The sequence below is a fragment of the Amycolatopsis sp. NPDC006131 genome (assembly GCF_040614175.1).
Classification (GTDB): domain Bacteria; phylum Actinomycetota; class Actinomycetes; order Mycobacteriales; family Pseudonocardiaceae; genus Amycolatopsis_E; species Amycolatopsis_E tucumanensis.
Genome location: NZ_JBEXTX010000043.1, coordinates 25,957 through 38,457 on the forward strand (window position 1 = coordinate 25,957; position 12,501 = coordinate 38,457).

The following is a 12,501-nucleotide window of genomic DNA, read 5'->3' on the forward strand; positions in this document are numbered from 1 at the left end:
AACCGGAGCCGGACGTTAGCGGATTGATTCTGCCAGACGCGCTGACATGCAGGTCAACGCCCCCCGGGCGACGCATATTCCGGGTACGGGACGTGTACGGGTTTTGTACGGGCGCACGCGAGGCTCCTGGCCGAGACCCGGACCCGCCGGGTGAGGAGGAGCCGATGTCACTTTCGCGCACCGCCAAGTCCGCCGCCGTCGCCGCGCTCGCCGCCACGGCACTCGCCCTCGTGCCGGCCACGAGCCAGGCCGCCACCCTCGCCACCGTCGCCCCGAACAGCGACGTCTCGATCCTCGCCGCAGGCGACGGCACGCCGGCGGGCGCCGTCGCGTGGTTCAAGGCCCGCATCGGCAGCACCGCCTACCAGGGCCTGTGCGAGAAGGCCGTGGAGAACGCCTACGGCACCACCGGGGTGTGGGCCTCGGCCAACGCGCACTGGTTCGGCGCCAGCCCCAAGCACGCCGGTGACCGCAACCCGCCACTGGGCGCGTTCGTGTACTGGAACATCAGCAACTACGGGCACGTCGGCATCTCCGACGGCGCCGGCGGGTTCTACGCGACCAGCGTCGGCGGCAAGATCGGGCACGTCACCAAGGCCCAGGGCGGCTACAGCTACTACAGCAACTACCGCGGCTGGACCCCGGCCGCTGTCCCCCACCAGTAGGAACCACAACGAAAACGGCCACCCTTCCTGGGGGAGGGTGGCCGTTTCGCGTGCTACGAACGACTAGTCGTCGTCCGAGGCGAGCGCCGTCTTGCTGACCTGCATCAGGAACTCGATGTTGGTCTTCGTCTTGCGCAGGCGGGACAGCAGCAGATCGATGGCCTGCTGCGAGTCCAGCGCGTGCAGGACCCGGTGCAGCTTGTGCGTGACCGCCAGCTCGTCCGGCGAGAGCAGCAGCTCCTCCTTGCGGGTGCCGGACGGGTTGACGTCCACCGCCGGGAAGACGCGCCGCTCGGCGATCTTGCGGTCGAGCTTGAGCTCGGCGTTGCCGGTGCCCTTGAACTCCTCGAAGATCACCGTGTCACCGGTCGACCCGGTCTCGACCATCGCCGTGGCGAAGATCGTCAGCGAGCCGCCGTTCTCGATGTTGCGCGCCGCGCCGAGGAAGCGCTTCGGCGGGAACAGCGCGGTCGAGTCGACACCACCGGAGAGGATCCGGCCGGACGCCGGGGCCGCCAGGTTGTAGGCGCGGCCGAGGCGGGTGATCGAGTCGAGCAGGACCACCACGTCCATGCCCATCTCCACGAGCCGCTTGGCCCGCTCGATGGACAGCTCGGCGACCGAGGTGTGGTCTGACGGCGGGCGGTCGAAGGTCGAGGCGATGACCTCGCCCTTCACCGACCGCTGCATGTCGGTGACCTCTTCCGGACGCTCGTCGACGAGGACGACCATCAGGTGGCACTCGGGGTTGTTCGTGGTGATCGCGTTCGCGATGTCCTGCATGATCGTGGTCTTGCCCGCCTTCGGCGGCGACACGATCAGGGCGCGCTGCCCCTTGCCGACCGGCATGACCAGGTCGATCACGCGGGTGGTCAGCTTGTGCGGCTCGGTCTCCAGGCGCAACCGCTCGTTCGGGTAGAGCGGCGTCAGCTTGGTGAACTCGGGGCGGCGCTTGGCCTCGTCCGGGTCCAGGCCGTTGACGCTGTCGACGCGCACCAGCGGGTTGAACTTCTGGCGCTGCTGCTCGCCCTCGCGCGGCTGCTTGACGACACCGGTGATCGCGTCACCGCGGCGCAGGCCGTGCTTGCGGACCAGCGACAGCGACACGTACACGTCGTTCGGCCCGGGCAGGTAGCCCGAGGTGCGCACGAACGCGTAGTTGTCCAGGACGTCGAGGATGCCGGCGACCGGCAGCAGGACGTCGTCCTCGCGGATCTCGGTGTCCGTGCCGCCCTCGCCGCGGTTGCCGCGGCGGCGGCGGTCCCGGAACCGGCGGCCGCGACGGCCGCCTTCGTCGTCGTCCGCGTTGTTCTGGCCGCCACCGGAGTTCTGGCCGCCGCCCGCGTTCTGCTTGGACTGGCCGCCACCGGAGCCGGAGTCGCGGTTGTTCTGCTTGCGCTGGTCGCCACCGCCCTGCTGGGCCTGGTCGCCACCGCGCTGCTCGCGCTGGTCCCCACCGCGCTGCTCGCGCTGGTCGCCGCCGCGCTGGTCACCGCCACCGCGGTTGTCCGGGCTGCCGGCGGCGCGGTTCGCGCCGCGGCGACGGCGGGCGCCGCCCTCGCGACGAGGAGCGTCCTCACCCTGCTGGGGCGCGTCGGCGCCGTTCACGGGCTTCTCGACCTGGGCCGGCTTCTCGGCCTTCTCCACCACCGGGGCGGGGTTGTCGGCCGGGGCCGCGGCCTGCCGGGGCGCCTTCTCGGCGGTCTTGGCGGGCGCCGGAGCCTCCACCTTCGCGGCGATGCCGTCGAGGGGCAGGGTCTCGTCGGCGGCGCGCTTGCGCGGGGCCTTGCCCTGGCGCTCGCGGATCGCGGCGATCAGGTCGCCCTTGCGCATCCCCTTGGTGTCGCCGATGCCCAGCTGGGTGGCGAGTTCCCGCAGGTCGGCGATCACCATGCCGGACAGGCCACCGCTGCGGCGCTTCGGCGCGGCCGTGCCGTTGCTCTCCCCTGGCTCAGCGTTCGTCGCGGCGGTCGCCACGTCGCCGCTCAAAAGATCGGTGTTGCTCACACATGTCCTTCCTGACCGATCCACGCCTCCAGGTGGATCAGCGGACTACCGCCCGCGTCCGATCGCGAGGCGGTCTGCTCCTGCCCGGTGTGGCTTCCCCGGCCGGGACACGCAGGTCACAGCGGCGGAGCCGCCACACGGGGTTCTCGCGTGCTCCAGGTGGAACGCGCCGAATTCGTGTCACCGTGGCTACCGGAAACCCGCCTAGGTCAATCCCTGCACCAGCTATGCGGAATTATCGACTCAACGAGAGAATGCGATCCGGGACGAAACCCCCGGGACCGACACCGGGTGCGGATTGCGCGCGGTGATCGAACGCCCCCGAGGGTAGACCGACCGGGCACGAGGTGCAACAACCACCCCCCGGCGTGCCGCGAATCTCCGCACGGAATCTACCGGCTCGTGACCTGAACCCCGGTCTGGTCGACCGGCAGCTCGATGACTTCGAATCCTGCAACGTCCACCGGCGCCGGAATTATTCCGTCGACCGTGAGTGCCAGCACGGTCGGACCCGCGCCGGACACCGTCGCCGCGACTCCGGCGGCACGCAGGTCGTGCACCAGGCGCCCGGTCGCCGGGTAGGCGGGGGCGCGGTAGTCCTGGTGCAGGCGGTCTTCGGTCGCGGGCAGCAGCAGCGACGGATCGCTGGTCAAGGCGTGCACGGCGAGCGCCGCGCGGCCGGCCGAGAACGCGGCGTCGGAGTGCGGCACCTTCTCCGGCAGCAGCCCGCGCGTCGCCTCGGTGGACGACTTCACCGACGGCACCGCCACCACCGGGCGGATCGACGGGTGCGGCGTCAGCCGTTCCGCGTGAAAGCGGCCCTTCTCACACCACGCCAGGACGAACCCGCCCAGCAGACTGGCGGCGGCGTTGTCCGCGTGCCCCTCGAACTCGGCGGCCAGCTGGACCGCGTCGCCGTCCAGCGGCCGCTCCGCGAGGGCGTACCCGGCGGCGATCCCGGAGACCACCGCGGCGGCCGACGAACCGAGCCCCCGCGCGTGCGGGATCTTGTTGAAGCACCGCAGGTGCAGCCCCGGCGGCGTGACGCCGAGGTGCTCGCACGCGCGCCGCAGCGCCCGCACCACCAGGTGCGTCTCGTCGGTGGGCACATCCTCGACCCCGCCGGCCCCGGCGTCGAACACCTCGACCTTGAGACCGGCGTCGGTGACTTGCACCTCGACGACGTCGTGCAGCGCGAGCGCCAGCCCGAGCGCGTCGAAGCCCGGGCCGAGATTCGCGCTCGACGCCGGGACGGTCACCTTCAGAGCGGTCACGTCAGCTCCAGCGCGGCGGCCACGGCCCGCGGGTCCACCGCCAGCGGCTCGACCTCGACGTTGCCCTCCAGCGCGGTGCCCGGGTCCTTGAGGCCGTGTCCGGTGACGGTGCACACGACCGTCGAGCCCTTGGGCAGGCGCCCGTCGGCGGCGGTGGCGAGCAGGCCCGCGACGCTGGTCGCCGACGCCGGCTCCACGAACACGCCCTCCTTGCTGGCCAGCAGGCGGTACGCGGCGAGGATCTTCTCGTCGGTGACCGCCTCGAACAGGCCGCCGGAGGCGTTCTTCGCCTTCACGGCGCCCTCCCAGGAGGCCGGGCTGCCGACGCGGATCGCGGTCGCGATCGTCTCCGGCTCGGCGACCGGCTCACCCTTGACCAGCGGGGCCGCGCCGGCCGCCTGGAACCCGAACATGCGCGGGGTGTTCTTCACCACACCGTCCGCGGCGTACTCGGAGTACCCGGCCCAGTAGGCGGTGATGTTGCCCGCGTTGCCGACCGGCAGGCAGTGGATGTCCGGCGCCTGGCCGAGGACGTCGCAGATCTCCCACGCCGCGGTCTTCTGGCCGATCAGTCGCACCGGGTTGACCGAGTTGACCAGCGTGACCGGGTGGTCGATCGCGGTCTTGCGGGCGAGTTCGAGGCAGTCGTCGAAGTTGCCGTCGATCTGCAGGATCCGCGCGCCGTGCAGGATCGCCTGCGCGAGCTTGCCCATCGCGATCTTGCCCTGCGGGATGAGCACAGCGCAGGTCAGTCCGGCGCGCGCGGCGTAGGCCGCGGCCGAGGCCGACGTGTTGCCGGTCGAGGCGCAGATGACCGCCTGCAGGCCGCTGGCCTTCGCGTGGGTGATCGCCACGGTCATGCCGCGGTCCTTGAACGACCCGGTCGGGTTGGCGCCCTCGACCTTGAGGTAGACGGTCGAGCCGGTCAGCTCGGACAGGTGCGGGGCGGGCATCAGCGGCGTGTTGCCCTCGCCGAGGGTGATGACCTCCGCCCCGGCCGGAACCGGTACCCGGTCGGCGTACGCCTCGATGATCCCGGGCCAGCCGGCCTTCGCAGTCATGAATCCTCGCCTTCCACCCGCATCACGCTCACGACCTCGTTGACGACGTCCATTTTCCCGATGGCCTCGACGGTGGCCTCGAGCGCCGCGTCCGGTGCGAGGTGCGTCACGATGACGAGGCTGGCCGTGTCGTGCCGGTCACGCTGCCGGACCGCGGCGATGCTCACCTCGTGGGCCGCGAACACCTGCGCGACCTGCGCGAGCACACCCGGCTTGTCGGCCACGTCGAGGCTGACGTGGTAGCGGGTCGGGGTCTGGCCCATCGGCCGCACCGGCAGCTGGGCGTGCGCCGACTCGCGCGGGCCGCGGCCGCCGACCACCCGGTTGCGGGCCACCGCGACCAGGTCGCCGAGCACCGCGCTGGCCGTCGGCGCGCCACCGGCGCCCTGGCCGTAGAACATCAGGCTGCCCGCCGCGTCCGCCTCGACGAAAACGGCGTTGAACGCGCCGCCGACGTTCGCCAGCGGGTGGGTGCGCGGGAGCATCACCGGGTGCACGCGAGCGGAGACCGACTCCGTGCCGTCCTCGCCCTCGACGCGCTCGCAGATCGAGAGCAGCTTCACCGTGCGGCCCAGCGCCTTCGCCGCCGCGATGTCCGAAGCTGACACGTTCGAGATGCCCTCGCGGTGCACGTCGGACGCGGTGACGCGGGTGTGGAACGCCAGCGAGGCGAGGATGGCCGCCTTGGACGCGGCGTCGTAGCCGTCCACGTCCGCCGTCGGGTCCGCCTCCGCGTAGCCGAGGCGGCTGGCCTCGTCCAGGGTCTCGGCGTAGCCGGCGCCCGTGGAGTCCATCGCGGACAGGATGAAGTTGGTGGTGCCGTTGACGATGCCCATCACCTTGGTGATGCGGTCGCCGGCCAGCGACTCGCGCAGCGGGCGCAGCAGCGGGATCGCACCGGCCACCGCCGCCTCGAAGTAGAGGTCGGCTCCGCTGGAGTCGGCCGCCTCGAACAGCTCCGCGGAGTACTCGGCCAGCAGCGCCTTGTTCGCCGTGACGACCGACTTCCCCTTGCGCAGCGCGGTGAGCAGCCACTCGCGCACCGGGTCGACGCCGCCGATCAGCTCGACCACGACGTCCACATCGGACTCCACGAGCGCGGCGGCGTCGTTGGTCAGCAGGTGCTGCGGCAGCTCGGGGTGCTTGTCCGGGCGGCGTACCGCGATGCCGGCCAGCTCGACCGGGGCGCCGGCGCGGGCGGCGAGCTCGTCGGCCTGCTCGGTGAGCAGCCGCGCGACCTCGGCGCCGACCGTGCCGCAGCCCAGCAGCGCGACGCGCACCGTCTTGCCGTCTACAGTGGACATTGCAGTCACGACACCTCCAGCTGCAGCATGTCGTCGATCGTCTCGCGGCGCAGGAGCAGCCGGGCGCTGCCGTTGCGGACCGCGACGACCGCGGGGCGCGGCTGCCGGTTGTAGTTGCTGGCCATGGAGTAGCAGTACGCGCCGGTCGCCGCGACGGCGAGCAGGTCGCCGGGGGCGAGGGTGTCCGGCAGCCAGCAGTCCCGCACGACGATGTCGCCGGACTCGCAGTGCTTGCCCACCACGCGGCTCAGCGCCGCGCCGACCTGCTCGCTCGTTCCGTCGTCGCTCGCGCGCGACACCAGGCGGACGTCGTACACCGCGTCGTAGAGCGGCGTGCGGATGTTGTCGCTCATCCCGCCGTCCACGCTGACGTAGCGCCGGGACTCGTTGTCCCCCAGCGACACGTCCTTGATGGTGCCCACCTCGTACAGCGTGACGGTGCCCGGGCCGGCGATGGCGCGGCCGGGCTCGCCCGCGATGCGCGGCACCGGCAGCCCGGCGAACTCGCACTCCTTGCGGACGATCTCGCGGATCTGCGTGATCATCTGGGCAGGCGGCGGCGGGTTGTCCTTGTCGGTGTAGGCGATGCCGAAACCGCCGCCGAGGTCCACCAGCGACAGCTGCTCCAGCAGCTGCTCGCCGTGCTCCTTGACCAGCTCGGCCATCAGCCCGATGACCCGGCGCGCGGCGACCTCGAAGCCGTCGGCGTCGAAGATCTGCGACCCGATGTGGCTGTGCAGGCCGACCAGGCGCAGCGACGGCGCGTTGAGCACCCGGCGCACCGCCTCCGCGGCGTCGCCGGCGGCCAGGGAGAAACCGAACTTCTGGTCCTCGTGGGCGGTCGCGATGAACTCGTGCGTGTGCGCCTCGACGCCGACCGTGACGCGGATCAGCACCTTCTGCTCGACGTCGAGCCGCGCCGCCACGTCGGCCAGCCGCGCGATCTCGTAGTAGGAGTCCAGCACGACCGTGCCGACCCCGGCGCCGACCGCGGTCTCCAGCTCGGCGACCGACTTGTTGTTGCCGTGGAAGGTGATCCGCTCCGGCGGGAAGCCGGCGCGCAGCGCGACCGCGAGCTCGCCGCCGCTGGCGACGTCCAGGCTCAGGCCCTGCGCGGCGACCCAGCGGGCCACCTCGGTGCACAGGAACGCCTTGGCCGCGTAGTGCACCAGCGACGGGTCGTCGAACGCCTCGGCGTACTCGGCGCAGCGCGACTTGAAGTCGGCCTCGTCGACGACGAACAACGGCGTGCCGTAGGTCTCGGCCAGCTGCCGCACGTCGACGCCCGCGATCCGCACCACGCCGTCTGGGGCGCGGTAGGAGTTGCGGGGCCAGACCTTCGGGTAGAGCCGGTCGAGCTCTTCGGAACTGGACGGGGGGAAACCGGAGGTGTCGGCGTGCGGGTAGACCTCCGCGTGCCGCGGGCCGGCGGGGTGAGCCATGGGGGATTACATCCGTTCCGGAGCTGAGACACCGAGCAGGGCGAGGCCGTTCGCGAACACCTGGCGCGCCGCCTCGCACAGGGCGAGGCGGGCGAAGGTGAGCGGGGTGGCTTCCTCGTCGCCCTTGGGCAGGACCTGCGCGACGGCGTAGAACTTGTGGAACGCGCCGGCGAGGCTTTCCAGGTAACGCGCCACGCGGTGCGGTTCACGCAGTTCGGCGGCGCGCTGCACGATCGTCGGGAACTCCCCGATCGTGCGGATGAGGTCACCCTCGCGGTCGAGGGTGAGCAGCCCGAAGTCGGCGTCGTTGTCGAACTTCAGTCCGAGGTCGGCGGCGTTGCGCTGCAGCGAGGCGAGCCGGGCGTGCGCGTACTGCACGTAGTAGACCGGGTTCTCGTCGCTGTGCTTGCGCAGCAGGTCGAGGTCGATGTCGATGCTGGAGTCCACCGAGTACCGGTTCAGCTCGTAGCGCGCCGCGTCCACCCCGACCGCCTCGACGAGGTCCTCCAGCGTGATCACCGTGCCGGCGCGCTTGCTCATCCGGACCGGCTTGCCCTCGCTGACCAGGTTCACCAGCTGGCCGATGAGCACCTCGACCACGGACGGGTCGTGGCCCATCGCCGCCGCGGCGGCCTTGAGCCGCGCGATGTAGCCGTGGTGGTCGGCGCCGAGCATGTAGATGCACAGGTCGAAGCCGCGGCCGATCTTGTCCTGCAGGTAGGCGATGTCACCGGCGATGTAGGCGGGCGCGCCGTCGCTCTTGATGACCACGCGGTCCTTGTCGTCGCCGAACTCGGTGGAGCGCAGCCACCAGGCGCCGTCGGCGTGGTAGAGGCTGCCGTTCTCCTTGAGGCTCTCGACGGCCTTCTCCACCGCGCCGGACTGGTGCAGCGAGTCCTCGTGGAAGTAGACGTCGAAGTCGGTGCCGAACTCGTGCAGGCTCTTCTTGATCTCGCCGAACATCAGGTCGACGCCGATGCGGCGGAACGTCTCGTTGCGCTCGTCCTCCGGCAGCGACAGCGCGCTCGGCTCCTGGCGCAGGACCTCGGCGGCGATGTCGCTGATGTAGGCGCCCGCGTAGCCGTCCTCCGGCGCGGGGTCGCCCTTCGCGGCGGCGATCAGGGACCGGACGAACCGGTCGATCTGCGCGCCGGCGTCGTTGAAGTAGTACTCGCGGGTGACGTCGGCGCCCTGCGCCTGCAGGACGCGGCCCAGCGCGTCGCCCACCGCGGCCCAGCGGGTGCCGCCGAGGTGGATCGGGCCGGTCGGGTTCGCCGACACGAACTCGAGGTTGATCTTGCGGCCGGCCAGCGCGGTGCCGTGGCCGTAGGCGTCGCCGAGGGTGAGGACCTGGCGGATCTGCTCGCCCTGGGCGTCGGCGGCCAGCCGGAGGTTCACGAACCCGGGGCCGGCGATCTCGGCCGAGTCGATGCCGTCCGTGGCGGCGAGCGCGTCGGCCAGCTCCTGGGCGAAGTCGCGCGGGGCCAGGCCGGCCTTCTTCGCCACCTGCAGCGCGATGTTGGTGGCGTAGTCTCCGTGTTCCGGGTTGCGCGGGCGCTCGACGGTCACCGTGGCGGGCAACACGGCGGGGTCGGCGCCACGGGCGGTGAGCACCTGCGCGGCGGACGTACGGACCAGGTCAGCTAGGGCCTCGGGAGTCACCAGCCGAGTGTAAGGGCCGCGACCTCGGCCGTTGACAGGGACCGAACACGGGGTCCCTAAACTCTACCCGGGTATATCCACTTGACGGGAGACGCGGGAGCCATGGCCAGCGGCACTAAGAAGAAGGGCGCACCGAAGAAGGGCAGCGTGAAGGCGGCCCGCGGCTCGGTGGTGTCCAAGAAGGGTGTGCCCTGGGGCACGATCATCTCGGTGGTCGCGGTGGTCGCGCTCGCCGCCGTGGTGGTCACCTACTACCTCGTCCAGTCGGCGCCCAAGCGCGCGCTGGCCAGCTGGGCGCCCACCGCGGACAACCCGGACCCGTCGCTGACCATCCCCGGCATCGTCACCGGCCAGTACCAGGCCAGCGTGCACATCCTGCCGACCGAGCGGGTGGCCTACGACCACTCGCCGCCCTACGGCGGCCCGCACGACGGCTACTGGGCGGCGTGCAACGGCGTCGTCTACCCCGTCGCGGTGCGCACGGAGAACATGGTGCACTCGCTCGAGCACGGGGCCGTGTGGATCGCCTACAACCCCGACCAGGTGACCGGTGACGCGCTGAACACGCTCAAGTCCAAGGTCGAGGGCAAGCCGTACACGATGATGTCGCCCTACCCCGGGCTGGACAAGCCGATCTCGCTGCAGTCGTGGGGCCACCAGCTGAAGCTCGACTCGGCCACCGACGAGCGGATCGACCAGTTCATCACCGCGCTGCGGACCAACCAGAACACCTACCCGGAGGTCGGTGCCTCGTGCGACGCCCTCGGCGCGGGCGCCTTCGACCCGGACAACCCGCCGCCGTTCGACCCGACGCCGCCGGGCCCGGACGCGAAGCCGATGGACTACCAGGGTTCCGCAGGCACGCAGCAGGACACCAGCACGATGCCGACGTCCTGATCCTGATGGCGGACGAAGAAGACGCCCCGGTGGCGGACCGGCCGGGCCCCCGGCCGGTCGTCATCGGCGCGACGGTGGTCGTGGTGCTGCTGGTCGGCGCGGTGCTCGGGATGTTCCTGACGTCTCTGGCGAAGGGCCCGGGGACCTCCGCCACGCCCGCGGAGGGTTCGGTCGAGGTCGGGTTCGCGCAGGACATGTCGGTGCACCACCTGCAGGCCGTGACGATGGCCAGCTGGGAACGCGACCACACGAGCGATCCGCAGCTGAAGCAGCTGGCGTTCGACATCGAGTCCACGCAGCGCGAGCAGGTCGGCCGGATGAAGGGCTGGCTCATGCTGTGGGGCCAGCCCGAGCAGGCCACGGGCGAGTACATGACGTGGATGACGGCCGACGCCGGGCACGACCACATGGCGATGGCGCCGTCGTCGTCGGCCGCGGCGGCCGCGGGCGCGCCGATGCCGGGCATGGCGACCAACGACGAGCTGGCGAAGCTGCGCTCGCTGTCCGGCACCGAGCTGGACGTGTACTTCCTGCAGCTGATGCTGAGGCACCACCAGGGCGGCACCGAGATGGCGCAGTACGCGCACGATCACACGTCGGTGTCCGCGGTGAAGGCGCTGACGCAGAGCATCCTGACCTCGCAGGGGGCGGAGATGACGGTGATGCGGAACATGCTCACCGCGCGGGGCGCGCAGCCGCTGCCCTTCCCCTGACGCCCTGTTTCGGGGGCCTGGTGGGCCTGCTCCTTACCGTCCTGTCCGTTCTCACCAGTCCGCTATGGCCGGCGGTATGCCGAAGCGTGGCTTATCAGCGAATCGAACTGGCATGAAGAAACTGCGATTTCTCGCCGTCGAAGATGAACTCGTCCGCATGGCACCACTCGGCACGCACTCGGACGGGTACTTGGTGCACCCCCTCCGTGCTGCCGGTTTCGATGGATCTGCTGATGCACAAGATCGGCGAGGAGTGGAAAGTCGCGGCTTTCGGTGCCCCTCCCCTGCCCGGGTGGCCTCCGGCTTGGTGGATAGACGGAGACCCGGCGGCTGCTACGGCGGATTGAGGGTGCAGAGCGGAGCAAGCCCAGCCGTGGTCACCAGCTGAGTTCCTGGCAGCGCGCCGCCGATTCGCGTGGTTCGCACTGCAGCGTGGCGTGCTCGATCGAGTACTGGTCCTTGAGGAGCGTCTGCGCGGCGGCGAGCACCTCGGCCGGCTGCGCGGTGCGTTCCAGGGTGAGGTGCGCGGAGGCGACCTCCATGCCCGAGGTGAGCGTCCACACGTGCAGGTCGTGCACGTCGCACACGCCGGCGAGCTCGGCGAGGTCCGCGCTGATGCGTTCGACGTCCACCTCGGCGGGGGCGTGCTGGAACAGGATGCGCAGCGCCCGCCGGGCGAGGGTGAAGGTGCGCGGCAGCACGAACAGTCCGATCGCGACACCGATGAGGGCGTCGGCGTAGCGCCAGCCGGTGGTCAGGGTGATCACGCCGCTGACGAGGACGCCGACCGACCCGATCAGGTCGGCGAGCACCTCCAGGTACGCGCCGCGCAGGTTGAGGCTCTCCTTGGAGCCGTCGCGGAGCAGGGCGAAGGCGACGAGGTTCGCGGCGAGCCCGGCGACCGCCACGAGCAGCACGGGCAGGCCGGGCACCTCCGGCGGGTTCGCGAGCCGCTCGACGGCCTCGAAGATCACGTAACCTGCCACCCCGAAAAGCAGGACGGCGTTGGCCAGCGCGGCGAGCACCTCGGCCCGGTAGAGCCCGAAGGTGCGCCGGTAGGTCGGCCCGGACCGCCGCGCCAGGACGATCGCCGTGAGGGCCATCGCCTGCCCGAGGACGTCGGTGAGCATGTGCCCGGCGTCGGAGATCAACGCGAGCGACCCGGTGACCGCCCCGACGACGACTTCGAGCAACAGGAAGGCGAGGCCGATCCCGAGCGCCGCGGCGAGCCGTGGCAGATAGCGGGCGGACGCGCTACCGGGCGGCTGGTGCCCGTGTCCGTGGCCGTGTCCCATGCGCTGGTGTCCTCCTCTGTCCCGCACCCGGAATATATAGTGATATGCGCATGTATGCAATGGCAGGTAAGGCTTGCCTTCTTCGCGCAGCCTAACCGAGCGGCGGCCGCGCCGCCCCCTCCGAAGGGGTAGCCGCTCACAAGGTGGAAACACGGGTGCGCTAGGCTGTGTCACGTCGCCC

The 12,501-nt window shown here is 71.1% G+C and carries 10 protein-coding genes; 3 read left to right on the forward strand and 7 right to left on the reverse strand.

Annotated features, from left to right (window positions below; translation table 11 throughout):
- Nucleotides 1–164: 164 nt before the first annotated feature.
- Nucleotides 165–665 (forward strand): CHAP domain-containing protein, encoded by a 501-nt coding sequence (locus ABZ215_RS22255; RefSeq protein WP_354710390.1) that lies wholly within the window; start codon nucleotides 165–167, stop codon nucleotides 663–665.
- Nucleotides 666–728: 63 nt separating this feature from the next.
- On the opposite strand, the gene rho is transcribed toward ABZ215_RS22255, so the two are convergent.
- The 6 genes from rho to argS all read right to left on the reverse strand — a co-directional run bounded on the left by rho (nucleotide 729) and on the right by argS (nucleotide 9,415).
- Nucleotides 729–2,672 carry a transcription termination factor Rho gene (gene rho / locus ABZ215_RS22260; protein WP_354951256.1) on the reverse strand — a complete coding sequence of 648 codons (1,944 nt, stop codon included), beginning with the start codon at nucleotides 2,670–2,672 and terminating at the stop codon, nucleotides 729–731.
- A gap of 392 nt (nucleotides 2,673–3,064) precedes the next feature.
- Complete coding sequence (gene thrB, locus ABZ215_RS22265; RefSeq protein WP_237339551.1) at nucleotides 3,065–3,946, reverse strand: homoserine kinase; 882 nt, start codon at nucleotides 3,944–3,946, stop codon at nucleotides 3,065–3,067.
- On the reverse strand, nucleotides 3,943–5,007 hold the full coding sequence (gene thrC / locus ABZ215_RS22270) for a threonine synthase (RefSeq protein WP_123683642.1): 1,065 nt from the start codon (nucleotides 5,005–5,007) through the stop codon (nucleotides 3,943–3,945). Before thrC ends, thrB begins: the two co-directional genes overlap by 4 nt.
- Nucleotides 5,004–6,311 carry a homoserine dehydrogenase gene (locus tag ABZ215_RS22275; RefSeq protein ID WP_020417775.1) on the reverse strand — a complete coding sequence of 436 codons (1,308 nt, stop codon included), beginning with the start codon at nucleotides 6,309–6,311 and terminating at the stop codon, nucleotides 5,004–5,006. Before ABZ215_RS22275 ends, thrC begins: the two co-directional genes overlap by 4 nt.
- A 5-nt stretch (nucleotides 6,312–6,316) precedes the next feature.
- Complete coding sequence (lysA, locus tag ABZ215_RS22280) at nucleotides 6,317–7,753, reverse strand: diaminopimelate decarboxylase (RefSeq protein ID WP_020417774.1); 1,437 nt, start codon at nucleotides 7,751–7,753, stop codon at nucleotides 6,317–6,319.
- A 6-nt stretch (nucleotides 7,754–7,759) separates the two neighbouring features.
- Nucleotides 7,760–9,415: an arginine--tRNA ligase gene (gene argS / locus ABZ215_RS22285; RefSeq protein ID WP_237339550.1), complete on the reverse strand. Its 1,656-nt coding sequence runs from the start codon at nucleotides 9,413–9,415 to the stop codon at nucleotides 7,760–7,762.
- Between the two features lie 102 nt (nucleotides 9,416–9,517).
- Between argS and ABZ215_RS22290 the strand changes: the two genes are divergently transcribed.
- Nucleotides 9,518–10,312, forward strand: coding sequence for a DUF3105 domain-containing protein (locus tag ABZ215_RS22290; RefSeq protein WP_354951258.1), 795 nt, complete (start codon nucleotides 9,518–9,520; stop codon nucleotides 10,310–10,312).
- A gap of 5 nt (nucleotides 10,313–10,317) precedes the next feature.
- On the forward strand, nucleotides 10,318–11,025 hold the full coding sequence (locus ABZ215_RS22295; protein WP_237339549.1) for a DUF305 domain-containing protein: 708 nt from the start codon (nucleotides 10,318–10,320) through the stop codon (nucleotides 11,023–11,025).
- Between the two features lie 377 nt (nucleotides 11,026–11,402).
- Here ABZ215_RS22295 and ABZ215_RS22300 read toward each other — a convergent pair whose 3' ends face one another.
- A complete protein-coding gene (locus tag ABZ215_RS22300; protein WP_354951260.1) occupies nucleotides 11,403–12,320 on the reverse strand; it encodes a cation diffusion facilitator family transporter in 918 nt (305 codons plus the stop codon).
- Between the last annotated feature and the right edge of the window lie 181 nt (nucleotides 12,321–12,501).